The organism is Aquimarina sp. ERC-38 (genome assembly GCF_026222555.1).
Classification (GTDB): domain Bacteria; phylum Bacteroidota; class Bacteroidia; order Flavobacteriales; family Flavobacteriaceae; genus Aquimarina.
Genome location: NZ_CP098511.1, coordinates 4,379,463 through 4,404,785, shown reverse-complemented (window position 1 = coordinate 4,404,785; position 25,323 = coordinate 4,379,463). Strand labels below are relative to the sequence as shown.

The 25,323-nt window shown below is 34.0% G+C and carries 23 protein-coding genes; 12 read left to right on the top strand and 11 right to left on the bottom strand.

Annotated elements, in window-relative coordinates; all coding sequences use genetic code 11:
* Positions 1–88: 88 nt before the first annotated feature.
* Positions 89–1,567 carry a M20/M25/M40 family metallo-hydrolase gene (locus tag NBT05_RS18270; RefSeq protein WP_265771341.1) on the bottom strand — a complete coding sequence of 493 codons (1,479 nt, stop codon included), beginning with the start codon at positions 1,565–1,567 and terminating at the stop codon, positions 89–91.
* A gap of 169 nt (positions 1,568–1,736) precedes the next feature.
* Between NBT05_RS18270 and NBT05_RS18265 the strand changes: the two genes are divergently transcribed.
* From NBT05_RS18265 to NBT05_RS18245, 5 genes are all read left to right on the top strand, one after another.
* Entirely contained in the window at positions 1,737–2,804 is a 1,068-nt protein-coding gene (locus NBT05_RS18265; protein ID WP_265771340.1) for a hypothetical protein, read from the top strand.
* A 437-nt stretch (positions 2,805–3,241) separates the two neighbouring features.
* Complete coding sequence (locus tag NBT05_RS18260; RefSeq protein ID WP_265771339.1) at positions 3,242–4,609, top strand: MATE family efflux transporter; 1,368 nt, start codon at positions 3,242–3,244, stop codon at positions 4,607–4,609.
* Between the two features lie 112 nt (positions 4,610–4,721).
* Entirely contained in the window at positions 4,722–5,786 is a 1,065-nt protein-coding gene (locus NBT05_RS18255; RefSeq protein ID WP_265771338.1) for an OmpA family protein, read from the top strand.
* A 97-nt stretch (positions 5,787–5,883) separates the two neighbouring features.
* Positions 5,884–6,111, top strand: coding sequence for a hypothetical protein (locus NBT05_RS18250; RefSeq protein ID WP_265771337.1), 228 nt, complete (start codon positions 5,884–5,886; stop codon positions 6,109–6,111).
* A 33-nt stretch (positions 6,112–6,144) separates the two neighbouring features.
* Positions 6,145–6,726: a phosphatase PAP2 family protein gene (locus NBT05_RS18245; protein WP_265771336.1), complete on the top strand. Its 582-nt coding sequence runs from the start codon at positions 6,145–6,147 to the stop codon at positions 6,724–6,726.
* 607 nt (positions 6,727–7,333) lie between these two features.
* Here the strand turns inward: NBT05_RS18245 and NBT05_RS18240 are convergent.
* The 5 genes from NBT05_RS18240 to NBT05_RS18220 all read right to left on the bottom strand — a co-directional run bounded on the left by NBT05_RS18240 (position 7,334) and on the right by NBT05_RS18220 (position 11,035).
* Entirely contained in the window at positions 7,334–8,110 is a 777-nt protein-coding gene (locus NBT05_RS18240; protein ID WP_265771335.1) for a heavy-metal-associated domain-containing protein, read from the bottom strand.
* Positions 8,107–8,979: an NHL repeat-containing protein gene (locus NBT05_RS18235; protein ID WP_265771334.1), complete on the bottom strand. Its 873-nt coding sequence runs from the start codon at positions 8,977–8,979 to the stop codon at positions 8,107–8,109. The genes NBT05_RS18240 and NBT05_RS18235 overlap by 4 nt, the downstream gene beginning before the upstream one ends.
* Positions 8,976–9,608, bottom strand: coding sequence for a heavy-metal-associated domain-containing protein (locus tag NBT05_RS18230; RefSeq protein WP_265771333.1), 633 nt, complete (start codon positions 9,606–9,608; stop codon positions 8,976–8,978). The genes NBT05_RS18235 and NBT05_RS18230 overlap by 4 nt, the downstream gene beginning before the upstream one ends.
* Positions 9,609–9,618: 10 nt before the next feature.
* Positions 9,619–10,383: a hypothetical protein gene (locus NBT05_RS18225; protein WP_265771332.1), complete on the bottom strand. Its 765-nt coding sequence runs from the start codon at positions 10,381–10,383 to the stop codon at positions 9,619–9,621.
* Positions 10,384–10,609: 226 nt separating this feature from the next.
* Complete coding sequence (locus NBT05_RS18220; RefSeq protein WP_265771331.1) at positions 10,610–11,035, bottom strand: HYC_CC_PP family protein; 426 nt, start codon at positions 11,033–11,035, stop codon at positions 10,610–10,612.
* 173 nt (positions 11,036–11,208) lie between these two features.
* Here NBT05_RS18220 and NBT05_RS18215 point away from each other — a divergent pair, with 173 nt between their 5' ends.
* From NBT05_RS18215 to NBT05_RS18190, 6 genes are all read left to right on the top strand, one after another.
* Positions 11,209–12,246: an AI-2E family transporter gene (locus NBT05_RS18215; RefSeq protein WP_265771330.1), complete on the top strand. Its 1,038-nt coding sequence runs from the start codon at positions 11,209–11,211 to the stop codon at positions 12,244–12,246.
* 163 nt (positions 12,247–12,409) lie between these two features.
* A complete protein-coding gene (locus NBT05_RS18210) occupies positions 12,410–13,000 on the top strand; it encodes a DUF3575 domain-containing protein (protein WP_265771329.1) in 591 nt (196 codons plus the stop codon).
* A 74-nt stretch (positions 13,001–13,074) separates the two neighbouring features.
* Entirely contained in the window at positions 13,075–13,590 is a 516-nt protein-coding gene (locus NBT05_RS18205) for an RNA polymerase sigma factor (protein WP_265771328.1), read from the top strand.
* Positions 13,591–13,594: 4 nt separating this feature from the next.
* A complete protein-coding gene (locus NBT05_RS18200) occupies positions 13,595–14,509 on the top strand; it encodes a FecR family protein (protein WP_265771327.1) in 915 nt (304 codons plus the stop codon).
* Between the two features lie 203 nt (positions 14,510–14,712).
* A complete protein-coding gene (locus NBT05_RS18195) occupies positions 14,713–17,169 on the top strand; it encodes a TonB-dependent receptor (protein ID WP_265771326.1) in 2,457 nt (818 codons plus the stop codon).
* 200 nt (positions 17,170–17,369) lie between these two features.
* The gene (locus NBT05_RS18190; protein ID WP_265771325.1) at positions 17,370–17,798 is read left to right on the top strand and encodes a lipocalin family protein; all 429 of its coding nucleotides are present in this window, start codon (positions 17,370–17,372) and stop codon (positions 17,796–17,798) included.
* Positions 17,799–17,892: 94 nt separating this feature from the next.
* On the opposite strand, the gene NBT05_RS18185 is transcribed toward NBT05_RS18190, so the two are convergent.
* Together NBT05_RS18185 and NBT05_RS18180 are read right to left on the bottom strand one after the other, a co-directional pair.
* The gene (locus NBT05_RS18185) at positions 17,893–18,351 is read right to left on the bottom strand and encodes a hypothetical protein (protein ID WP_265771324.1); all 459 of its coding nucleotides are present in this window, start codon (positions 18,349–18,351) and stop codon (positions 17,893–17,895) included.
* 235 nt (positions 18,352–18,586) lie between these two features.
* Positions 18,587–18,811 (bottom strand): hypothetical protein, encoded by a 225-nt coding sequence (locus NBT05_RS18180; RefSeq protein ID WP_265771323.1) that lies wholly within the window; start codon positions 18,809–18,811, stop codon positions 18,587–18,589.
* 578 nt (positions 18,812–19,389) lie between these two features.
* On the opposite strand from NBT05_RS18180, the gene NBT05_RS18175 reads away from it, so the two are divergent.
* A complete protein-coding gene (locus tag NBT05_RS18175; RefSeq protein ID WP_265769941.1) occupies positions 19,390–20,868 on the top strand; it encodes an IS5 family transposase in 1,479 nt (492 codons plus the stop codon).
* 277 nt (positions 20,869–21,145) lie between these two features.
* Here NBT05_RS18175 and NBT05_RS18170 read toward each other — a convergent pair whose 3' ends face one another.
* From NBT05_RS18170 to NBT05_RS18160, 3 genes are all read right to left on the bottom strand, one after another.
* Positions 21,146–22,162, bottom strand: a complete 1,017-nt coding sequence (locus NBT05_RS18170; protein ID WP_265771322.1) for a helix-turn-helix transcriptional regulator — start codon at positions 22,160–22,162, stop codon at positions 21,146–21,148.
* Positions 22,163–22,374: 212 nt separating this feature from the next.
* The gene (locus NBT05_RS18165) at positions 22,375–23,532 is read right to left on the bottom strand and encodes a M12 family metallopeptidase (protein WP_265771321.1); all 1,158 of its coding nucleotides are present in this window, start codon (positions 23,530–23,532) and stop codon (positions 22,375–22,377) included.
* Positions 23,533–23,887: 355 nt separating this feature from the next.
* The gene (locus tag NBT05_RS18160) at positions 23,888–25,057 is read right to left on the bottom strand and encodes a M12 family metallopeptidase (RefSeq protein ID WP_265771320.1); all 1,170 of its coding nucleotides are present in this window, start codon (positions 25,055–25,057) and stop codon (positions 23,888–23,890) included.
* Positions 25,058–25,323: the final 266 nt, after the last annotated feature.

The window sequence follows — 25,323 nt, the reverse complement described above, 5'->3', positions numbered from 1 at the left end:
ATTCCTGATTCCTGATTTCAGAAGCGATAGCGATTTTGAATCTTTTTCAGACACTAATAATTTTAAATAGTCAGATCGCTGTAGAAGGTTACAACACTATTTTCTTGGTAATTGTATTTTCACTGGTTAGTTTGATAGATACTACATAAACTCCGGTAACCAAGTCAGTAAGAGACATAGTTCCATTATTATCAGTTAGCTGAGAAGAAAATACTAATTTTCCATTTACGTCAAAGATTTGCAATTGTTCTACTTTTAAACTTTGATCTAGCTCATAGGATAATACTTTATTCTGTACAAATACGGTATAGTTGTCCTTTTCATAAGAAGGAGTAGCAAGGGTTTTCCGACTGTCTTTGGCAACCTCAATTAAAAATTCGCTACAGAGCTTGGCAAACTTTACGGCATGGTTAGCCGTTCCAATTAAAGAAAACGTATCATTTTTAGTATGGATATTGTTATTAGAGTTACTAAAGTTAGCTTCAAAAGGAAAGGCTGCTCTAAACCCCTGTGTTCCCCAACTGTGGTGATCAGAACAACCATAACCGCAACTTGTAAAACCATAGGTGATTTTATGTGCTCCCTCGCTATTATAATAGTCCAGCAAACTTTCAAAAAAATCAGTAAGTTCTACATCTGTTACTCCCTTATCTTCTACAAAATGAATATCTTTTGCAGAACCGTTGTATAAAGTCATATCAAACTGGCCTACTGCAATTACATTTTTATTTTGTGCATCATAAGCACTCGCTATTTCTTTAGAGCCAACCAGCCCAATTTCTTCGGCGGCATATGCCATGATCTCAATGGTTCGTTTGGGTTTAAAACCAATTTCGAATAAAGCTCTTGCAGATTCTGTAATGGTAGCGATACCGGAAGCATCATCATCAGCACCCGGGGCAATTCTTGAATTTGGATCATCACGGTCTGTTAGGTGTCTTGAAGTAGAATCCAAATGCCCTCCTACCACTACGATCTGATCAGGAAGTTCGGTTCCTTCAATAGTCATAATTACGGATGGCATAGGGGTACGCTCATGATCATACAAGCGTACTGAAACATCATCTCGATTATAAGCAGCGGCTATTTGTTCCCATTTTATTTTTAAATCCAGGGCAGATTGTTTTCCGGACGGAGAAGTATGGTATCGGTTTCCAAAAGCTTCCAGTTCTTTAATATGATTGGTAATACTATCTACATTGATAATTGGTAATACCTTTTGAACCGTAGCATCTTCTGTAATGGTATAGTCAGCTACATTTTTAACCTTTTGAATATAGGATTGCTGAATAGCCTTTATAGCTTCATCTTCTGAAGTTGCATAGATATAACCCGGACCATGTACTAATATCTGTTCATGTAACAAATGTCCTCCCAGATCAGTAAGTAGAACAGCGGCTTCATTTCTTTTTTTACTGATAATATTAATTTCTGAAGGATGTTTTTTCTTTAATTCTTTTGCATCCGAAAGGGACATGGTTGCGTAAAATGAATCTTCTTGATGTTGTGCAATCATACTCCCATAAAACCATACGAAGAGTGCTGTTAAAATAAATGAATTTTTCATTTTTTAACTGAAATTTAAGGTGGTTAATAAACTATATCGCAGGGGGGATATAGTATAAAGTAACGACATTTATTTTAAAAGATTTTAGTTCTGCGGGATTTTTAGATGAAACACAGATATTTCTGCTTAACTGATGAAAAAGGGAAGTATTATTATGTATTTTTAAACTATGGAGGAGAAGTTAATGTCCAAAAAGAAACCCACGTATCCTATTAATGATTTATTAGATACGTATTTAAAGGAGTGTAACCGTAAAATTAAAATCCCGGTTTTTTATGAGGATTTATTACGGTTTTCCGGTTCTGTAGCGGTATATGATCTTAATGATGATGATACACTTTGGGTCAGGGTGTATTATGAAGAACACGAACGTCCTGAAATCATATTAAGTTTAAAAAAAGCGTATACTATTTTACATTCTGATGGGAATGAGGATGCTATTGAATTTCTAAATATTGATGCTATTGATTATTGTACTTTTGGCAATTCTAAGCCTTTTAGAATTAAGATTAGAAATATTCTAAATGATAACTACACTTATATTTACGTTAAAAAAGCGGATGCTTCCCGAATTTACGGATTGGAACTGGAACACATGCTTTCTCCCAATCGGATTAACTTTCTAGTTTTTAAAGATACGCTTATAGAAGAGCATATTGCCGGAATCCCGGGGGATGAATTTATTAAAGAATTTTTACTTCAATTAAATGATCAGGCAAAAGCACAAATTGCCAAGGAGTTTGTCAAATTTAACGAGCGGTGCCAAATGCGTTTGCTGGGAGATATGCGATCTTATAACTATGTGGTGATTCCTACTCATGATTTTGAAAATGTAGACTACAAAATAAGGGCAATCGACTTTGATCAGCAGTGTTATGAAGGAAAATTGAAAGTGTATCAACCTCAATTTTTTAAAGAAAATTTTGACATGGTTAGTATCGTAATGAACCGGCTAGAACCTAATTCTATCGAGCAATATAAAAAAGAAGAGCGATCGGTATTAGCAAAACGGATTATCAATTCTCGTTCCCGTTATGAAAGTTTGATCCGATGTATGTGTAAAGATCATATTTCTACTAAAGAGAATGTGGACGAATTAAAAAAACATCTTTATGATTTTACTCTGGATTTAAAATTCAGGCGTAGTAGGTCTATGGGGGAAGTGTTAAAAACCGCTTTGGAATTTGTAAAACGTAATTATGAAAATGTAAATATGAAACGTTTACTGAGTCAATAACGTATTGAAGCCGTGACAGTTTTACATTATTGCCTACTAAATTTTTCTGGATATTTTATTAATGGTGTTGTAACTGTTAATTTGATAGAATTAGGACGAAAATTACCACTTATGCGCAAACGTTTGCGTGATTTTTAACCACTTTATTTATTTTTTAATATCGAATTCTTTATGGTTGTTTACGAATTCTAGTTTGTAGGGTATAAATAATGTTTTTACTGATAATCTGATCCCTGCATAAATTATATTTGTTTAACGAAAAATAACAATATATTTAACAAAATAACTCACTTCATTTTAACTACTTTACACACGGTCGTATGATACTAACTCTATCGTACGACACTACAAACTCAAACAACTCACTTTAAAAAAGACCGTTTTATGCAAGACGGTCTTTTTTTCGTTCTGGTGGTATCTGTATCTTTACCGGAATTATGACTTTATCAAATTATACTAAAGAGTTTAAATATAATCTTTCCCTGGCTGCACCGGTCATGATGGGTATGATTGCACATACCCTGGTCGCTTTAGCTGATAACATTATGGTGGGACAATTAGGTACCGCAGAGTTGGCCGCAGTTTCTCTGGGAAACAGTTTTATATTTATTGCCATGTCCGTAGGTATTGGTTTTTCTACAGCGATCACCCCGCTGGTCGCAGAAGCTGACGGAGAACAGAATTTTAAAAACGGAAAGTCTTATTTTAAACACGGATTATGGCTTTGTAGCATTTTAGGAGTTTTTCTTTTTTTGTTGGTTTTTATAGCAAAACCGCTACTTTATTATATGAAGCAACCGGAAGAAGTAGTTATACTGGCAAGTCCTTACCTAGACATTGTAGCTTTTTCATTAATTCCCTTGATTATTTTTCAAGCATTTAAACAATTTTCGGATGGATTATCGATGACTAAACCCCCTATGTATGCTACGGTTATTGCGAATATATTAAATGTTATCTTTAATTACCTTTTGATATTCGGTACTTTCGGTTTTCCAAAGTTGGGCATTGTCGGAGCAGCTATCGGAACATTAATTGCTCGTTTCCTAATGTTGTTATTGCTCTGGAAGTTTATGAGTACGCATGAGAAATCACAAAGGTATGTGACCCATATTAAAATCTGGGTACTTAAGAAAAGTGTATTCTATAAAATTATAAAGCTAGGATTCCCTTCTGCATTACAGATGTTTTTTGAAGTAGCCATTTTCACCGCAGCCATCTGGTTATCCGGAATTCTGGGGAAAAATGTCCAGGCGGCGAATCAGATAGCTTTAAACCTAAGTTCGATGACTTTTATGGTATTTATGGGGCTAAGCGTCGCTTCTATGGTTAGGGTTGGGAATCAAAAAGGATTAAAGGCGTACCATGAACTAAGGCGTATTGCACACTCGGTATTTATACTAACTTTTGTAATTGCAATTGTTTTTGCTTTGTTTTTTGTAGTATTTCATTCCCTTTTACCCTGGTTGTATCTTGATAAATCAAATATGGCAGAGATTAATGATATTAAAGAGGTGGTGACCATGGCTTCTCAGTTGCTACTAGTTTCCGCTTTATTTCAAATTAGTGACGGATTGCAAGTAGTTGCTTTGGGAGCCTTAAGGGGATTACAAGATGTAAAAATTCCAACACTAATTACCTTTATTGCCTATTGGTTGGTTGGTTTTCCAATTAGTTTTTACCTGGGCCTATACACCTCCTATAAAAGCCTGGGGATATGGATAGGTTTACTAGCAGGCCTTAGTGTTTCGGCAATTTTATTAATATATCGTTTTAATACTCTGTCAAAAATGTTAAGCAAATAATCAGATAGGGATAATTTAGAACCCGGTACTACATTCGTATAACAATACGATAGAGTTCTTTGTTAGAAGGGATAATTTATTTATATTTCAAAAATAACCTAAGTACAAAACCATGAAAATCCCAAAATTTAGCCTGCTACTTTTTATAAACTGTGTTCTTTTTATAAAAATAAATAGTATTTACTCTCAAAACTTAATTCCCAACCCCAGTTTTGAAGAAACCAATGTTGCAGTTAAAAAACTAACTCATCAGATGCGGAATTTCGGAATTATGTCCGATTGGAAAGCCCTGACTAATTCGCCGGACGCCTATCATCCTTTTTTAGCTGAAGTAGACTTTGCTCATAAGGCACCTAAATTTTTGAATCAATTTGGCCCTCAGGAACCTCGTACCGGCGAAGGTAAAGTAGGTTTCTTTGTAGCAGGAAATGCTTCTAAAGAAGGTATTATAGCTCCATTAACAGCTCCTTTAAAAGCAGGAACCTACTACTATTTTCATATGTATGTTTCTTTATCCGAAGGTATCTCTAATTCGTGCACTTCATCCATCGGACCTTATTTTACGGCTATTGTTCCTAGGATTACGGAAACATCCAAGTTTAACCTACACATTACTTCTCCCGAACTGCTTTGCGATACTCAGGGTTGGACTAAAGTATGTGGGGTATATAAAGCAAAAGGTACTGAGAAATACGTGTCTATCGGTTATTTTTCTAATAGCCCGAAGGGTAAAGGTATAAAAGGAGGGGATTTTAGAGATGCTTATTACTTTGTAGACGATCTGGAGTTGAGGGAATTACAAAAAGTAGAAAACCTGGTAGAAGATGATATTTGTAATATGGCATTGGATTTTAAAGATATCGATTACCTTATCGGAGAAACCGAAGTGTATGAGGAAATTAAAACTGCGCTGGACTCTTACCTCCAATACATGAAAATTTTTAAAATTGATAGCATCAAAATTATTGGACATGCGAATGATACCAGTATTGATTTTGAAAACGAAATTATTGCAGATACCCGTGCGGATTACGTAAGAGAATATTTGATTGAAAATGGTATTGATGAAACCATTATTGAAGCTGTGGGAGTTGCAAATACAGAACCAAAAGAACTGGAAGAAGGCGAACTGGAAGAACCTGGTTCTAATGCCAGGGTTCAGATCATCATTGAATAAATCAAATAGAAAGATACCTTGGGTAATTGATTCTAGAGTTATACTTTTGACCTTTATTTTGAGCTAAGAATCAAACTAGTGACAAAAATTTATAACTATGGAATTTCCAAAATTCTTACTGGGGGACAATACGGATTATCCCGATGCTATTTTTGTAGTGCATACGGAGTTTCCCCGTTTTATTATCAACCTTGAAAATGACGACGTAGAATGGTTGGAAGAGTTTGACCAACATGACCAGAAAGAATTAGAAAGTGAAGCAGAAGGTCTGATCCGAGAGGCCAATAAATTTTATGATCGTGAGATATCTAGGTATGAAGATTAAAGTTTTAGATTCTATCATGTAAAAATTGTCTCTATGGAAGAACTTATCCAACTGGATAAAGATTTATTTATCTATCTGAACAATTTAGGAAGTCCGGCTTGGGATGGTTTTTGGTTATTTATGACCGAAAAATTTTATCAGATTCCACTATACTTTATACTGCTGTTGATTTTTTATCGATTTTTGGGAATTAAAGGAACGGTGATGACCTTAGTGTTAGTTGCGTTACTTATAGTTACTTCCGATCAACTGGCAAATCTTTTTAAATACGTCATTTTTCAACGTCCCCGACCTTGCAGGGCAGAAGGAGTAGCAGACTTTACCCGTTTTATTGCACCTCGTTGCGGTAGGTTTGGTTATTTTTCGGGTCATGCAACTAATTCCTTTGCATTGGCAATTTTTACCATACTAGTTCTACGTAAGCGTTTAAGTTTTATCATTCCGTTAATGTTAATCTGGGCAATTGTAGTGAGCTATAGCCGTATTTACGTAGGTGTACATTATCCATTAGACATCCTCACTGGTATGGTAGTTGGTAGTTTATTAGGATTTTTAGCATATAAACTACATCACCTTTTATTAGAAAAGTATAGTTTAAAGAACGAACCGGTTTAATGTTTTTTATTCCTAAGGTAATTTTTATCTCATTTAGGTTTGTAGAACCTTTAATGTATTTATATTGAAATTCACACGTTCACCATACTTTAAAGGAGCATGTGGAAAGGATAAAAGAGGTATGGTTGTGAGGCAAGGTAGTGATATAGTGGTTGCTTGGTAAGATAAATAGGTTTTACCAAAATTTTGAACCCGTACGGACCAATTTGTATTGCTAATGTTGTATACTTTAGAAGCATCTTGAACTAGCCTAAAGACCAACATAGGGGTCTTTAGGGTGGCAGATATGGAACTTAAACCCTAATCCAAATGAATGATATATATATATATATATATTCAGTAAGGCTTATAGAAAGTTCGCTAAAGGTTTACTATGAAAAGAAACTAACGGAGGGTAAGAACAAAATAAGTATCTCAAATACAATAAGAAGTAAAGTTATACCTCTAGCTCTAGCACTTATCATCAATAAAACTTATTACACTTTTAATTTATAATTGTCATAGAAACTGAATTGTACATTATATTTTCAAACCCTTACAATATATCTTCAGCAAACTTTCTTATTCAATTATCTTACAACCTAACGTTCCCTTTTTCGTAATTTCTTTATAACAAAAGCATACTAACTGCCATTACGATCATTATTGTGTTTTCAATAAAAGTAGCTTCTGTCATAGGAAGGTTTAGCGCAGTACCTAAACAAGCACATTGAATTTTCTTCTTATTTAACAACGTACTCATAACTCCAACCGTAGTAATACCTAAGATAAAAAGGGTGATGATAAGCGTAGGAGTGAGGTAATTTCGGGTTAAAAAACAAACTCCTAATCCAATTTCTAAAAATGGATAAATAAACCCGTAGATATCCAGCTTCTTTGCTAGTGGATCGTACATGGAAAAGCTTTCTTTAAATCCTTCAATATCTAATATTTTGAAAAAACTAAAAACAATGAAGAAAAGTCCCATAAAGTCCAACATCATTTCTCCAACAAATAAACTATTCCGATTAATAAACAGCGTTGCCATTATTAGATAAAAGAAAATCAGTAAAAGGGGTTTTAGTTGCTTGATCTTGCTTGTAGCATCTTCTGTTTGAACCCCTTTGAAGTTCTCATCCTTTTTTGAGGTTATCAATACATCCTTTTCTAGTAATGAACTAGTATCAGATTCGGAAATAAAATGATCACTTACTTTGTATTTAGCAGGTAAAACCTTTTGTACTTCTGTAATTTTTACCGGTGCAGTTGAGATAATTTTGGCGAGCTTGCTCTCCAAGCTAACTTCAACGTCTTGAACCCCCGGCAAAGACTTCAAATAGGATTCAACTTGTGATTTACAAGAAGTACAAGTCATTCCGTTTATTTGATAACGAGATGTTTTCATTGCGAATCTAATTCTGGTTGAAAAATTACTAATTCTCCACGTTTATAATTAGTGATAATTAGTTGGTCATTATTCTTAAGCACATCCGTAGGCTTGTCGATGGATATGGACAATTCCTGAACTAGGTTAAACGAACGGTCATAACTCAATACCCGGTTGTTTTCAAAATCAGTCAAATATATATTATTTTTGGTAACCAGAATTCCGGTAGCCGCATTAAAACCTTCGGTTTCTCCAAAGCTACGAATGACTTTTCCATCTAATGAAAATACCTGGCCCCGATGATTGTAAGCATCTGCTACATATAGCGTGTCATTAAAAATTTGAACATCCGTAGGATAGTATAATTCCCCAAGAATATGACCTTCTTTTCCGATACGTTTCCATTGATCTCCGTCATAGAATACAATCTGGTGATTATAAAAATCAGCAATAGCAATAAATTTTTCAGATACAGAGACCGCCGCCGGGGCATCCAGGTTTGGTAAACTAGGTAAATAGCTTCTATCATTATCTTTAATTATCGCAATGGAATCCTTCCCGTATTCAGGAACCAGCAAAGTTCTATCTGTAGCGATATTAAAAGATTTTTCCCCTAAATTACTGGGAACTTGTCCAAAGTCCAAATGCATTGGTCGTTCCAGGTTAGGATATTCAATTAAAACCTCACCCTCACGATCCGTTTTTACCACCCGGTTATGATCTCCATCACTAATAAAAAAGTCATTACCATCCGCAGCAATACCAATCGGATGAATGTTATTTAAAATAACTACTTCTTTAATTCTCCACTTGTCCGGTTGTACTGTCTCTTTTTTGCACGATGCTATAAACAGTACCGCAACCCAAATTTTTATAACCAGTTTCATTTTAGTTCTCTTTTGTATTGACAACATCCCGGTAAAGATTTAAAAGTTGCGTCAGGCGTCTTCTTATCCTTAGTCTCATGCCCAGTTGCTACAATTGTTTCTTCAATTTTATCTTTTGTAGTTTGTAAAGAATCGTAAGAAACCTTTAATAGTTGGTTTTTAGCGTTCCAGGACGCTTCTGCAACTCCGCTTATATCTAAAACTGCTTTCTCAATTCGTGCTTTACACATTTCACAATTACCAAACACAGTAAGTTGATCTGTTAAAAGATTTTCAGTGTTTGAGGGGGTTTCGACGGTTTTACGATTGGTTTCTATACTACCATCTGCCCTTTGTATGGTAGCAAGGTTCGGGGTGTATCCTGCTTTGACTACCTGACTTGTCAAGGCTTCTAAAGTAAGTTCTTTGTCTGAAGGATAAGAAAAAGAAAAATCACCTGTTTCAATATCGATTTTTACATCCTTGATTCCTTTAAATTCTTTAAATTTCTTTTCCAGTCCATATGCACAAAAAGGGCAGCCTAAACCGTCCACCTGTACTTCAAAAGTATCCATTTCTTTATTTTTCTGTGCTTGTAAGGTAATTGTGCCTATTGCACTTAGCCATAGTATTATTATAATATTTTTCATTTTGATCTATTTAAAAAGTGTAACGTGTTCCTAAAAACACTGAGTAATTTAATGCTCTATTTTCAGTTATTTGTTGTGCCAACGGAAGTTGTAGTGCCAGGTCAAAAGTGATATTCTTTAAGGCATATTGAACTCCTTGTGCATATAGCAATTGATACCATTCCCGTTCATGTAACCAGCTACTGGTATATTCAAAATATAAATTCAGTTGTTTATTAGGGTATTGGGGTTTTAATAGTGGTAAACCAAAACCTAGTTTAGCTCTTACTTCATCCAGTGAACCATCCGGCATCCAGTTATAACCTATTTCGCTTGAAATACCGTATTTTAAGGTTTCATAACCACTAACAATACCATAATATCCACTATACTTACCCGTACTTAATTCCATTAGGTCAAGTTCTTTGCCCGTAGGTAAGGTTTGTAAAGTTTTTGCTACCATACGAAAAGTTTTACTAGTGGCATCCTTACGATAAAACTGATATTTTCCCAGTATTTTCACATCAGCAAAATCAGTACCATTCTGATCCTTTAAATCATAATAAATAAGAGGTACATGCAAAGCAATCAAACTGTTAGCAGTAGGTAAATAGTGTAACATCACCGGTACATAAACAGAGGTTCCTCTTTCCGTATTTCTAATTTCAGTAAGGGTTTTTGTAGTAAAGCTTTTACCACCCAGCATGATGGGTTTATCTGCGGTAATTGGTGGTCCTTGTGCTTGAATTTTATAATATATCGTAAGCAGTAGAACCATAAAAAGTATTCTTTTCATAAATTCAAATTAAACTAGTGTAGAATGAAATACTAATCGTACTAAAAAGTAAAACTAGAAGTAAGTATAACTCAACGAATAACTAGAAGTACTAGAGATTTATAAAGAAATTTAAAGTAGAAGATGCCACCGCTATATTAGCTAAAGTGCATAATTTACATGTAAAAATTTATTTCTTCAATATGTATTCTCTAGCTCAAAAGTTGATCAAGCTATAGATAAACTGCTAAATCAAAAAACACTGATGTTTGATATACAGAGCTGTATTAGGAGGTGGAGGAGGATCATACCCAATAAAAGGGGTAATCTCATTTTGTAACGGATTAAAAAAGTAAACATCCGTTAATTGGTAAGGAATTGCTACTAGATGGTTAAAAGATATTCTGTTTTTTTCAACAGACACTACATCCTTTCCATCAACAATATGAGTATGATCTGTACAACAACTCTTTTTTATTTGATCTGCTTTACAAATATCCTGTAAAGCATCAGCAACTTTTTCCATTCCGCAGCCCTTAGAGGGCACAACATAGGAAGTATCTTTTAAAAAATGACCACAGTAATGACAATGTACTGAAAAGCTAAAAGACGACAGTAGCACCAGCATTGCCAGTAAAGAACTACTAATCCGTAAAAGAGCTTTTTTGATCATAATGCAAAATTACAAAATTTGTTACTAAACTAAATGTTAAATACACACCCGAAACTTTGTAGTTCCTAACTTTTGAAATTAGTTAACAATTATTTGATTAGCATACGTTGATTATAAATTTTCAATTCATCTTGTACCTTAATAATACTACCTGTGTTAATTATAAATTCTATATGAATACCCAAAATTCTGCCCTTTCTTTTTTAGTTAAACTGCTTATAGTCATTGCAGTAGTAGTGATTTTATATTTTGGAGCGCAATTACTGATCCCTCTAATCTATGCAGTAATGCTCGCCTTATTAATTTTACCTTTAGTTAATCGCTTAATAAAAATAGGACTACCGGAATCTTTGTCCATCGGTATTGCATCCGTGTCTTTACTCGCAGTTTTTATAGGGATTATAGCATTGATTATTTGGCAGGGAGCCGAAATGGGAGAAAATACAGCGCAGTTTGAAAAAAAGTTTGACAGTTTGTATGAAAAAACACAAAATAAAGTCAATACCTATTTAGGAGTTACGCCTAAAGAGCAAGACAAAGAAGTTGATCATGCGCTGGAACAAGTGCCTAAAAAAGCGTTCGACTTTATTAGTGGAGCCACTATGGTTTTAAGCGATTGGTTGCTTGCCTTTGTTTACATTATTGTACTTCTTTTGGAACGAAAAAGAATGAAACAAGTAGTATTGAAAATTATTGACGATAGACATAAAACTAAAGCTTTACATTCTATGACCGAAATATCTGCAACGGTCAAGGATTACCTGTATGGGCAGTTTTTAGTAACCGTAGTACTTGCAGTTGTATACGCCATTGGTTTTTCTATTTTAGGAATCAAATTCAGCATTATTCTAGCAATTATTGCTGCTTTACTCACTTTTATACCTTATTTGGGTAACATTGTAGGAGGCTTGATGATTGTAGCTATGGGTTTTATGTCCGGGTTGGCATTCAATGAGGTTATATATATTGTAATATTTTTAAGCCTGGTTCAGCTTATTGAGAGCTATATTTTAAAACCCTGGATCATTGGTAATGAAATCAGTTTAAACATATTCACGGTTATTTTTAGTATAGTAGCCTTTAGCATGCTTTGGGGCATTGCAGGATCCATTATTGCCTTACCACTTACCAGTATTTTACGAATTTGTTTTTCTAAAATTGAAAACTTACAACCCTATGCTTATTTACTGAGTGATAATAAAAAAGAATAATTACCATCTTATTAATTATGCTTTAAAGCGAAATAGAAAAATGTATGGCACATCCTCTCGGAACTTAGAACTGATTACAGAAAATAAAAATTATTAGGAATTGGTATAGGGTATTTTGATAATAGCTTGTTTTAGTATCTCAGAAACTAAAAAACAAGAAATTTTGAGAAAAGTAAAAGTAATCGCAACAATTCTTTTTATAATCAGCATATATAACGGTAATGCTCAAAGACAAAAAAGAAATGATGATAGGTTGTCCAACAGAAAACCTATAAAACATCTATTAAAAATAGAACCTATTAACTTAACTTTTGGGAGTTACGGATTATTATATGAATACGTAATAAATTCAACTTTATCTATAAATGCATATAGTATAATTACCTTTGATGATTGGGAAGTTGTAGCTACGGGACAGAAAGTAGGAGAAGGATATTTTATAGATTCCGGTGCGGATATACGCTACTATTTTAGTAAAAGGAAATCAGCACCTAGAGGTTTTTATCTCGCAGGGGGAATTCTATCTCAACACCAATCTATTAATTTTGATTATGAAAATAATTCGGATAGAAAGATTAAGAGAAACTTTGGTAGTTATGGAGGTAGGTTGCTTTTAGGTCATCAATGGATTTTTAGAAATCGTATAAATTTAGGAGTTGAGTTGGGAGCCAGATACATGCCCTTCCGTTCTAAAGAATTAACTGGTAGTGACTGGCGACCTATTCTTAATTTCACCATGGGATATTCCTGGTAGCTATTTTAATTTTAAATGGACTAACAGTATACGTATTATTTATCAATAAATATAAATTTCTAAAGTTCTCTAACATGAGTAAAGATGAAGTAGGGGTTTGTGAAGAGCAAGTATATAAAGCTTTGTATTTAGAACACGCACAGAACATTACCAATTACATATATTATAAATATGGAGATCTGGAAAAAGCAAAAGATGTGGTTCAGGAAAGTTATGCAAAACTTTGGATAAATTGTTCTAAAATATTTTTTAAAGCCGCTAAGAGTTTTCTTTATAAAACGGCAAACAATACATCCATCAACGAGTATCACCATCAACAGATTGTCTTAAAGTATCAAAATCAACCGGTGGCAAACATAACCAATGAATCCCCCGAATTTCAGATGGAAGAAAAAGAATTTAGGGATAAAGTACAAACTGCAATCAATAGCTTAAAAGAGGGGCAGAGAGAAGTTTTTTTATTAAACCGAATAGAAAAGAAAACGTATAAGGAGATTGCAGAACTTCTTAATATCTCAGTAAAAACCGTAGAAAAACGTATGCATCTAGCATTAAAGGAAATGCGGACTCAAATAACTCAATTAAAATAGTGGTATGGATCAGAAAGATAATTTTTTAGGTAGATGGCTTGATAATAAACTTACCGCAGAAGAAAAAATAAGTTTTGAAAGGTCAAAAGAGTTTTTAGCATACCAAGATATCTTAAAAACGTTAGATAACATTAAAAAACCTGAGTTTGATGTGGAAGCGGCTTATAAAAAGCAACTTTTGTATAACAAGGAAGCTAAGAAAAGCATCCAACAGAAAAAGGTTATTCAACTAAAAACCTGGTTGTATAGTGCTGCAGCTGTTGCGCTCTTGTTAATAGGGCTTAAGGTGTTCATTTTTACAGATGTGATAGAGGCTACTCAAATAGCAGAAAGTAAAACAATTAGTTTACCAGATACATCGACAGTTACGTTAAATGCCTTGTCTTCTATTACGTATAATTCCAAAGCTTTTAAGAAAAATCGAATAATTAAACTGCAGGGTGAAGCTTTTTTTAAAGTAGCAAAAGGATCTCAATTTACCGTAGAAACTGATAAGGGTTCGGTTACCGTTTTAGGTACACAATTTGACGTGAATTCATACGATGATACGTTTATTATACGCTGCTTTGAAGGAAAAGTAAAAGTGGTCTCAGGAATAGATAGTACAACCTTAATAGCAGGAAAAGGGGTTCGTCTGGATGATACCAACAAGCTATCAACGGTAGCCGTAAATGGTAGTACACCCTTATGGATCAATGGTAAAAGTAACTTTAGCAAAGAAAGTTTAAAGAACGTTATTGCCGAGTTGCAAAGGTATTATGAAATTGAAATTAAAACCGAAAATATTGATCTTACCCGTTTATATTCAGGTTCTTTTGTTCATGACGATTTAGAAAATGCGCTACTTAGCGTTTTTGACCCTATGGATATTATCTATAACTTTACAAATTCAAAAGTTGTTGTATTATCAAACCAGTAAGCTTTACCTTTTTACTTTTTCTATTTATAAATGTAGGGTCTTATTGTATTTATTCGCAGCGTATAACCTTAAATAACGCAAAAGAAGCGGTCAAATTAGATTCGGTATTAAAGCTATTTGAAGAACAACATCAATTACGGTTTTCTTATGATGCGGATTTCCTTTCTTCTATTGAGTTTTATCCGGAAGAAGCATTAATTTCTTTGGATCAATTAGAGAGAATAGTCTTTCAACAATTTCGCTTGATTATCAAAAGAATTGACGATAGTACCTACGTTATTAAAAAACGGAAAGATAATAATAAGGCTTATTGTGCAATTGTCGTGGACTCAGTTACCAGACTTCCCTTACCGTTTACTGAAGTATTTATAGATAATAAACTGCAAACAACCACTAATTCCGAAGGATATTTTAATATCGAATTTGGTCAGAAAGAAGAGCTTCAATTGTCATATCCCGGGTATCTTAGCAAACAAATAGTAATCGATAAAAATGTTTTAAATAAATGTGATACCATCCAATTACTTCCTGAAATCGAAGTCTTAAACGAAGTAATTATTACGGATTATCTAACCAGTGGGGTTGAAAAAAATGAAGATGGGTCCGTTCGTCTTTCTACGAAGAAGTTAAAAATACTTCCCGGATTAGTCGAGCCGGATATACTAACTAGCATGCAGTTATTACCAGGTATTACCAGCCCAACTGAAGATGCTGCCGGTTTATATATAAGAGGAGGGACACCTAGCGAAAATCTAATTCTCTTTGATGGTATTAAAATGTATCAGACCGGTCATTTATTTAATCAAATTTCTGCTTTTAACCCTTACATTATTAAAAGTACAAAGATATACCGCGGGGGTACCAGTGTACAGTACGGAGATCGAATATCCGGGGTCATAGATATAAAAACAGATGATAACCTACATGATAGTTTAGTAGCTGGTGGGGGTTTTAATCTTGCACATGCAGATTTTTATATAAAAACACCATTGTCAGATAAGGTAGGGATTTTAGGGGCTTTCCGACGTTCTACCACAGATATCTACAATTCAATTACTATTAATAATTTGACAGAAAAAGCTTTTCAAAATACCAGGGGAAGTAGTACGGCTAATAATGTACAAAATGTGATAGGTACCAGTACTTTACAAAACAACAACCTGTATCTTGACACCAATTTCAAACTACTATGGCAAATTAGTCCTAAGCAAACCTTAAAACTAAGTACATTATTTGCTGAAAACCGCTTGAATGACTCAAGTGTAGTTAATAATAATGATGGAATAGGAAATAATAATTTTACCGATGTTTTAAAAGTACGCAACACCGGTATAGGTCTTAATTGGCAAAAACAGTCTGGGAAGAACTTAAAACAAATCGCTAACTTTTATGGCTCATTTTACGATCAACGTTATAATGTACAAGCTACTAATCAGTTGGGGGTATTTACTAGAAATAATTTAAATAGAGTTAAGGATATCGGAGGTACGTACCAGGTTCAATTGACGACCGGAAGTTCTCAGGCCTTACATCTAGGTTATGAAGTAGTATATAATAAAACAAAATATAACGTAGACTCTCAAACTCCCGTATTAGTTGAAGAATTTGTGTCAAATCGGAAACTGGATGGAAAAACTTTCAATCATACTTTGTATTCCGAATATATATTGGATACACCACGCCTTTATACTACCTTAGGAATCAGAAACTCTTACTTAACAAATACAAAATCGTTCTTTGTAGAACCCAGATTGTTTACATCATATGCTCTTACAGATCAATTAAGAATCACTGGGTCTGCCGAATTAAAAAACCAACAGATCAACAATTTCTCCGAATTTCAATCCCTTGATTTTTTTAGCCCTAGCTTACCTATCTCGGATAACCTATGGGTATTAGCAAATAGTACAGATAGCGCAGATGGTGAATTATTTAATAGTTCACTTCCTGTTTTAAAAAGTGCGCAATTTACTACTGGGGTTTTGTGGAATTATAAAGGTTGGACTCTTGATATTGAAGGGTATTACAAAAACATAAAAAATATTGTAGCAATAAACAATATACCATTTCAACTAGGAACATCAATGTTAGAAGATCAAGATGAAAATAAACCGGTTGCCGGAAATGAAGATCGAATCGGAATGGATTTGCTTTTAAAAAAAACATTTAAAAATTATCGTATCTGGGTGGGTTATTCCTTAAATAAAACCTCAGTAAAATTTCCGGAAGTGCAAGAACAAAGTTTTGCAAATATCTATGACCAGCGCCATATATTAAATTTATCTCAGACTATTAAAATAAAAGGATTTGAAGTTGCATTAGGTTACCACTTTGCTTCTGGTCGGCCCTTTACACAGTTGATCAATAGAAAAGAAGGCGAATTTTCGGATCTGGAGATAGAATTAGATCCTAGAGGTTTAAGTTCAAGCCGTTTATCAGATTATCATCGTTGGGATCTTTCCGGCTTATATAGGTTTAAAGCTACTTCTAAAATTAATATAATAACAGGGTTTTCAATTAGAAACATATTTAATCGTAGAAATACAATAAGTCAGGAATTTACCAGTATCATAGAAGATGGTGAATTTGCTGGATTCCGCTCATTTTTTAATGAATCCTTACGTAGAACCCCGGATTTTGTTTTTAGAATTTCATTTTAGTTTTAAGATTGTTATAGAGCTAAATTATTTTTAAAGGTATTGAAATGCTATCTTGATTTAATGTTGAAGTACTATGATAAGTGATTATAGTACTTTAAATAATTATCAATTAATTATTATAAAATAAAACCAAATTACTATAGGGTAAAATCGTTGTTGTCTGTTATAGATAGGTATTAACAATATTTAATTCCTATAAAATGAAAAAATTTAGCTTATTAGTAGTCTCTTTTTTAATCTGTTTACTTACGTCTTGCAACAACAATGATGATGATACCGGAGATATGTTGCCAGACCCTATCATTGGTACATGGCAATTAATAGAAGAATTTACAGATGATGAAAAAGTCGAACTTACGGCTTGCGAATTAGCAAGTGAATATGTATTTAACGATGGCGGACAAGGCTTTTTTGTAGTATTTGAAGACCTTGATAATGAGTGTGTGAAAATTGATACTGTTGACACCTCTTTTTCCTGGGAAAATATTGGAGAAGGAAGGTACCGGTTACAATTAAGATTTGATGAAGGTGCCGCAGAAGTAGCAGTAGCATTCTTTGAAGATAAAATGTCTATCATTGATAATTCCGAAGGAGTTTCCAGAGTGGTCCTTCAAAGAAAACAACAATAATAGTTTTTATAATAAAGCGAAGTCAGTATGGTAGTTTATAAGCTGTACTGACTTTGATTTTACCGTTTATATTACTATAACAGATTAAATTGAGTTAAACCGAATCAAACAAAATATTCTTTTCTGCATCAGGTACATCTTCAAATTGTACAATCATCATACAACAGGGTTCATTTCCTACGGTTCCGGATTTATGTCCGCGATTACCAGATATTTCAGTAGTGTCCAAATCTTCACCAAAATGGATATCCCCCGGACCCATTTCAATCCGATTGCCTTGTTGTGTTTCTATAAACCACCTGCCTTTTGTAGGAATTACCCATTGCTTCTTAGGACTTTCATGCCAATCGCCGACCCACCCTTCCGGTAAAATTGCGAACTTAACCGCTTCTACTTTTCCGGGAAACGGAAGCATATATTGGGGATCAGCTTTCCCACCTACACTTTCTTTAGAGAAAGCAGTAAGTATTTTAGTATCAATCGTACTTTTACCTTCCTGATCCGTATACATATGTAAAAAAGGCAGTTCGGGAGTATTATTTTGATCTGGCATAATCAATTAATTTTATCAAAGGTGCTAAATTAAAAAAAAGAGAGCTGCTTCTTTGTTTTGTTTTACAACAATAACTACCTCTTTACATTAAGAGGAGTAAGCAAAATTAGCTATAAAAAAATCATCATCAATAACGTAAAAAATGTGTTATCAATGATGATTCAAAAGTGTAATAATTAAAAGGGGCTTAATACCTATACTAATTATTTTAATCAAAGCTTTATGAAAGAGAACTTTATCTTGAAGAAAAAGTAGTCATTCTTTTAATCATACTGTATAAAGGATCTACATGCTTATCATGAAAAGGCTTATTGTACTTTACAAATTTTTGTACAACTCCTTTAGGTAATCCTAACTCCTGTTCAAAAGCAGTTTTATTATAAAAACGATTTTTTTCCATTAACCACTTTTCAACTTTTTTTCTTTTGGTTTCTAAAGATTTGTTTTCTGCGTTACTCATAATCAATTGTGTTTAAATACGTAAATATTATTTATTAGGGATATTTTAAATATATTACAAAGATAATTACCCCAAACTATTTTGCAAATTTCTCCGTATAAAATTTAAGGTTTACCCTCACTTTTTTTCATTTTAATACAATTTGAAGAGCAAAATCTTAGATTTATAGGATATCAGAAGAAAAAAACCTATTTAAACAAAAAAGGATTATATACATCAAAAGAAATTAAAACTAACAAATACTTGTTCGTAATTTTCTTTTTAAAATAATAATTACATGATAATAGTCGGTACCGGAAACTCATCATTACAAAACAAATAAGAAAATAAAAGGTTTATAGTAATTTTGTAAAGTTAGAAATCCTTCATGTTCAGTTAAAATATAGTAAAATAAGGTAATTCTAAACTTTAAGGTATTAAGAGATTACTTCTTTACTCTTTAAGAGTACTTCGTTTTTTAAGTTTAAATAAGGCTTTATCTCTTTAAAATAGCGTAGATAGGGTCTGCTGAGAAACTGTTTATCTATTGTTTTATAAGGCATTATAGTTATATTTAGGCAATCAAGTGCAAGGTTATTATGACAAAACATTCAAAAAAGCGTGCACCTACTCCCAAATATGTAAGTCAAAACCAGTTGGTTTTAGAAGGTTTTGAGAGTCCTTTTGAGAGAGAATTGAACCCTGCTAACCGTTGGGTTCGTTTGGCTAAGCTACTTCCTTGGGATGAACTGTGTTCCATTTATCGCAAACATTTTCCGGAAAAATCGACAGGCCGTCCTGATTTAAGCCCAAGGGTTGTCTTAGGGTCAATCATCATCAAACATTTATGCAATTTAGATGATAGGGAGACGGTTGACCAGATTTCTGAGAACATCTATATGCAGTATTTTTTAGGCTATTCTTCATTTAGTGATGCACCTGCGTTCGACCCTTCTCTTTTCGTAGAGTTCCGCAAGCGTCTTGGCCTGGAACAGATTAATGCTATTAACCAGCGAATTTTACAAATAAAACGAGAAGCAGAACAAATTAGAGAAAAAGGATCAAATGATGCAAGGGATGATGGTGAAGACCCACCTCACAAAGGGACTTTGATCGTTGATGCAACAGTTTGTCCACAAGATATAGCATATCCTACGGATCTAAATTTGCTCAATGATGCGCGCGAGAAATCCGAATCATTGTTGGATATTGCCTATAAACTTTCCCCTTTAGAGACTAAACCGAGGAACTACAGGGAAAAAGCAAGGAAAGAATATCTAAAGACAGCGCAAAAGAAAAGAAAAACACATAAAGAGATACGGTCTGCTATAGGGAAGCAATTAAAGTATCTCCATAGGAATATACGTTCCATCGAAGGTATTTTGGATACCCTTGACCGGATCCCTTTCGATAGGCAAGAGTATAAATATTGGCTGGTCATCCAGGAACTCTACAGGCAACAAAAGTTGATGTACGATACTAAGACCAAAAGTGTAGACCATAGGATTGTGAGCATTCACCAACCCCATGTTCGTCCCATAGTGCGTGGGAAAACAAATGCAAAAGTGGAGTTTGGTGCCAAGATAAACATGGCACTGGTAGATGGTTTTTCATTTTTGGATGATACTAGTTGGGAAGCCTACAATGAGGGTACCAGATTGAAAGATTGTGTGGAGAAGTACCGAAAGCGGTTTGGTCATTATCCAAAGAACGTTTTGGTTGACAAAATATATTGTACCCGAGAGAACCGTAAGTACCTAAAAGAAAAAGGGATCAATCTCAGGGCCAAACCCCTTGGAAGGCCCTCCAAAAAGGCTTTGTCAAATCAAGTAAGCCCTGGGGAACGTAATCCAATTGAAGGAAAGTTTGGTCAAGCAAAGACAGCATATGGTTTAAACCGTATAAGGGCAAGGCTTGAAAATACCAGTGAGTCTTGGATTGCAAGTATCATATTAGTGCTCAACTTAGTCCATTTGGCTGAGGTGGCACTCTATTGGATAAAAGCAATCTTATTCAGTGAAAACTTTATTCAAAACCAAACCAATTCGATCATAAACTTGAAAATCAATGAAGGCTGAGTTTTTCAGCAGACCCTAGATAATCCTAATTCATATAAGTCAATCCCAACCCAGCTTTTCCAAATTGGAAGGTAACTAAAAGTCCTTTTCTTCGGAGAGGATTTAGAATAGGATAAATAGCTGAAAAGAATATAGTTAGGTCAATTTTGATACACTAACACTATTGTAAACTAAAACCTTTACTAATTCTTTACTATTAAAATAACTAGTCTTGATTTTTGATTCTAGAAGCAATAGTAATCTTGGATTTTTAAGACATTGATGGTTAGAAATTTAATTACGACTTTGATTTCAATAGAATTCGGTAATCCGAAGGTAAAATACCATAACGCTCTTTAAATTTTTTAGAAAAATAACTTCTGTTATTAAGTCCGCAGGAATACAGTATTTCAGAAATCGTAAAATCCGTAGTTTCTATCAATTCCCTTGTTTTTTCCAGTCTTACTTCCAGAATATATTTGTTTATACTTTTATGAAATAAATAACGGTACCCGGACTGCAATTTTTTTTCAGATAAACTAGTTAAGTTAGTTAAAGTGAATATAGAAATGGGTTTAGACATGTTCTCCACAATATATTGCGAAGATTCTATAATTTTATCCATTTCAAAACTCTTTAACGGGGCATTTAAGTTCGTATCTTCCGTTTCCTGATCGTGATTTTCAATCTGAGATGATAAAATTTGCATGATAAGACCTTCTGACAAAATACGACTAACAACCCCTTTTTTGTCATTTTTAATAAGCATTTCTACTAAGCCTGCTATTTTCAGGTTAAAGTGACCGGTAAAACGATAGGGTTTCTCTTCAACCATATCTTTAAACAAATCTTCAAGATAATGGCTAAGTGCTCTTCGCTCATCGGATTCTCTTTTAGAAACCTCGGTTTCCGAAATACTAATAATGCTAATTTGTAAAGGAACATGCTCCGGTAATACAACAGTATTAGAACCATTTGGAACATCCCTGACAATACTATTTTTTTGATTTTCGATTAGAGTATAATCGTCATCTGTCTCAAATTTATGTTTAAAATTACCTTCTTTACAAAAGATAAAATACAAAGGCATTTGAGTACTTCCTTTTAACTCAAAAGAAAAAGAAGAGAATAAAGTAATGTCGTAAGTAACAGCATTAAGACCAGGAAAAAGATCATAAGCTTTTATAACCCCTTTTCCTTTCTCATTATTAATTTTTAAAGTAGCTGCACCAAAACTTTTTTCAAATGTACCACCCAGATCTTTAGAGATATTTTCTAATAATCCAATAATATCACTTTCATTCAATATCAACAACCCCAATATATTTATAATGTTATGTGGTACAAAAATAACACGATTGAGCCGTAATAGTTAACACATTTGCGCCCGATATCGTTAAATATGGGTTTGCTTTCTTTTTAAAAGAAGATCATAAAGCTTATATACATAAAAAAAAGATTGCCATTCTAATGAATATAGAATGACAATCTTTAATCAATTTAATTATGGATTTACTAAGACAGGGATTAGTTACACTTTCCTTCCTGTTTCCAACCTCTGCTTAATTTTGTATATACGTATCCGTTGTAGCGTACTTGTTCGCCAGTAGCATAACTCTTTCCGTTTTGAAAACTTGCTACTCCGGCACACGGATCAGTAATTTCAGTTTGTCCGCAACTTCCGATACGGTTCCATTTGTTAAAGTCCGCTTCATACAAAGAACCACGGTAAGTAACTCGATCCCCTACGTTATATGTTTTTCCACTAACCCATTCGGCAACATTTCTACAAATGTCCGGATTCGGATCTACAGTTTTTCTTGGGTATACCTTATTTGTACCTTCAATATCCAAAGGTGAGATGGTACGTTGCGCTCCGGTATATGCTTTTCCTGTATTTATGTCAACAATAGTAGGGACGCCTCTTTTATTAGTAAAGGCATATGGATGATACATCATGATAGATTTCATATCAAACTTTTTTGTAGTACGTAACGCGCTATTTGTTTTTCTAAAGTTCCCTTCTTTACCTTGCTGGATATTTTCAAATAAAACTTTTACATAATCGTCTCTATCAGGACGTGTTTGTTCATGTAAAAAACCTAAAGTATGCCCAAATTCGTGTGCAATTAAAGCAGCAGAGGCATTTTTACCTAAATTAAGCGTTCCGCTACTTCCTCTGGAACCTATCGTAGCAAAACCGCAACCATCACAGGTCCTGGTGGTTTCCTGAATGGTTACATACGTAGCCTCGTTAGTTCTTTCTTTAAAACGTATATTCGTCTTGGAGCTCCATTCGTTCATAGCTTTTTTAGTCTCAGAACGAAGACGACTATTCAAGCTTCCCCATCGATAAACCACAGTGCTATTTGACCATTTCACCGCATAACTTGCCAGTGCCAATTTATCAGTATTCACTGCATCCGGAGCTTTTTCCAGTTCAGAACTAACCGGATTATCAGATAACTGCTCCTTAAAAAACTGCATGTCATCAGCAATCCAGGTTCCGTTTTCACCTTCCGTAACCATTACCAGTTGGTCTCCAAAGTATTTTTGAACTAGCTTGACTTCGGTACCGACTTCTTCCGGTATTTCATTGTTTTCGTCGTTACTACAGGATGTCAGGAACAATCCAATGCTTAAAAGTGAAACTTTGGTTAATTTTAGTAGTTGAGTTTTTTTCATGTCGTGTTAGTGTTGTTATGCTAAGTTGTTTACTATGAGTTATTCGTGTTGTTAAAGCTATCTAAATTTTAATTAAAGATAACTTAAATTGGTAGTGTATTATTCATTTTTCTTACCGATCTATTATTCGTTACAATGACTAAATAAATCGTCCGGTTCGGTGAAGAATTTGAAAACTTAGTTTACTATCCACATATGGTTTTAAATTCCCACTTTTTTAAGAAGATACTAATTTTTACGCTCGTTATTTCTAGAATGTATAAAAGCCATAAAAAAATCCGGAACCATAAAAATTTACGGTTCCGGACTTATCATGGGGTATGGTATTTATAATAGTATTGGAGTACCCGCTATGTTATAAACATTGACCTTCTTGTCTCCAACCTCTGTTTAATTTTATGTAAATAAAACCTCTGTAAGTAACCTGGTCTCCGGGGTTATAGGTTCTATTGCTATTAAATGCATCCACACCTTCACAAGGATCCTGGATTTCTTCTACAACTCCACATTGTCCTAAACGATTCCATTGACTAAAATCCCTTTCAAATAAAAACCCTCTGTAGGTAACTTTATCTCCTACCTGATATCTTCTGCCTCGTACCCATTCTGCAATACCTGCACAAATATCTTTATCCGGATCCGGATCTACGGTTGAGCCAGGATAAGCCTGATTCGTATTGGCAATGTCTCCTGCAGAAAGCTTTGCCTGTCTTCTAGGATAAGAACTTCCGTCCAGTCTGGTAATAGTAGGTTTTCCGTTTTTACTAAAGGTAAAATTACCGTACATCATAGTGGATAGAATATCAAATTCACCTAGGTTATCAGAATTTGTATTTTTTCTAAATTGGCTTTCCGCACCATTCTGAATATTTTCAAAAAGGATTTTTACGTGCTGATCACGGTCAGACCTGGTTTGTTCATGGATATAACCTAAATTATGACCAATTTCATGAATAATAACTACCGCAGAAGTTCGTGTACCTAAGTTCATAACTCCACGAGAACCATTCATCCCTAAGTTGGCAGAACCACAATTACAATTATCACCATTAGAACGAATGGTAACGTAGTTAGCTTCACTACCGGTATATTCTTTAAAGCGGATATTCGTATTATCTTCCCAAACCTTCATAGATTTAAAAAGCTCATCTCTTACAAAAGAATTTAAATTTTCTAAACGGTATACCATCGTGTTGTTAGTCCATTTTCTTACACCTCCTAATAATGCAAGTTTGTTCTCAACCTGAGCATCCGGTTCTAAATCAACTCTGGATTTTATGGCGTTTTCCGTAAACTGATTCTCATCTACAATGACATCACCGTAAATTTTATACGTACCATCACCCAGATCCACACCTTCCAGTAGTTCTTCGCCAAAATATCTTTTGACAATAGGTCCTTCTGTAATTATGTTTACTTCGGTTTCTTCAATTTCATCATTAGCATTTTGCGTACAGGAAGCCACTAATAAACCTAGACTTAGAGTAGATAACCTTGCGTACCTTAATAATTGTGTTGTGTTCATAAATATGTATGTTAGTTACGTAAAATTAATTTGTTGAGTAATTATGTAAAGATAACAGGATACTTAAGGTGATATTGTGCTATAATATAAAAGCTAAAAAATGTAAATAACTAAATATCAGATATATAATTAAATTTGCATAAGGATCCGGTGCTTATAATGTAGTAAGTGTGAACAGTAATCTAGCATCTGTACAAACCTGATTTAAAAATAGAATTATATTATTCTCAATATGAAGGTTAAAAAACTAAAATATGTACAAAATT

Coding starts and splice junctions, on each gene's coding strand:
- NBT05_RS18255 (WP_265771338.1), top strand. CDS start 4,722: ATGAAAATCCCAAAATTTAGCCTGCTACTTTTTATAAACTGTGTTCTT.
- NBT05_RS18185 (WP_265771324.1), bottom strand. CDS start 18,351: ATGCCAGATCAAAATAATACTCCCGAACTGCCTTTTTTACATATGTAT.
- NBT05_RS18260 (WP_265771339.1), top strand. CDS start 3,242: ATGACTTTATCAAATTATACTAAAGAGTTTAAATATAATCTTTCCCTG.
- NBT05_RS18190 (WP_265771325.1), top strand. CDS start 17,370: ATGAAAAAATTTAGCTTATTAGTAGTCTCTTTTTTAATCTGTTTACTT.
- NBT05_RS18245 (WP_265771336.1), top strand. CDS start 6,145: ATGGAAGAACTTATCCAACTGGATAAAGATTTATTTATCTATCTGAAC.
- NBT05_RS18160 (WP_265771320.1), bottom strand. CDS start 25,057: ATGAACACAACACAATTATTAAGGTACGCAAGGTTATCTACTCTAAGT.
- NBT05_RS18205 (WP_265771328.1), top strand. CDS start 13,075: ATGAGTAAAGATGAAGTAGGGGTTTGTGAAGAGCAAGTATATAAAGCT.
- NBT05_RS18220 (WP_265771331.1), bottom strand. CDS start 11,035: ATGATCAAAAAAGCTCTTTTACGGATTAGTAGTTCTTTACTGGCAATG.
- NBT05_RS18235 (WP_265771334.1), bottom strand. CDS start 8,979: ATGAAACTGGTTATAAAAATTTGGGTTGCGGTACTGTTTATAGCATCG.
- NBT05_RS18240 (WP_265771335.1), bottom strand. CDS start 8,110: ATGAAAACATCTCGTTATCAAATAAACGGAATGACTTGTACTTCTTGT.
- NBT05_RS18250 (WP_265771337.1), top strand. CDS start 5,884: ATGGAATTTCCAAAATTCTTACTGGGGGACAATACGGATTATCCCGAT.
- NBT05_RS18200 (WP_265771327.1), top strand. CDS start 13,595: ATGGATCAGAAAGATAATTTTTTAGGTAGATGGCTTGATAATAAACTT.
- NBT05_RS18180 (WP_265771323.1), bottom strand. CDS start 18,811: ATGAGTAACGCAGAAAACAAATCTTTAGAAACCAAAAGAAAAAAAGTT.
- NBT05_RS18270 (WP_265771341.1), bottom strand. CDS start 1,567: ATGAAAAATTCATTTATTTTAACAGCACTCTTCGTATGGTTTTATGGG.
- NBT05_RS18230 (WP_265771333.1), bottom strand. CDS start 9,608: ATGAAAAATATTATAATAATACTATGGCTAAGTGCAATAGGCACAATT.
- NBT05_RS18175 (WP_265769941.1), top strand. CDS start 19,390: ATGACAAAACATTCAAAAAAGCGTGCACCTACTCCCAAATATGTAAGT.
- NBT05_RS18225 (WP_265771332.1), bottom strand. CDS start 10,383: ATGAAAAGAATACTTTTTATGGTTCTACTGCTTACGATATATTATAAA.
- NBT05_RS18265 (WP_265771340.1), top strand. CDS start 1,737: ATGGAGGAGAAGTTAATGTCCAAAAAGAAACCCACGTATCCTATTAAT.
- NBT05_RS18165 (WP_265771321.1), bottom strand. CDS start 23,532: ATGAAAAAAACTCAACTACTAAAATTAACCAAAGTTTCACTTTTAAGC.
- NBT05_RS18215 (WP_265771330.1), top strand. CDS start 11,209: ATGAATACCCAAAATTCTGCCCTTTCTTTTTTAGTTAAACTGCTTATA.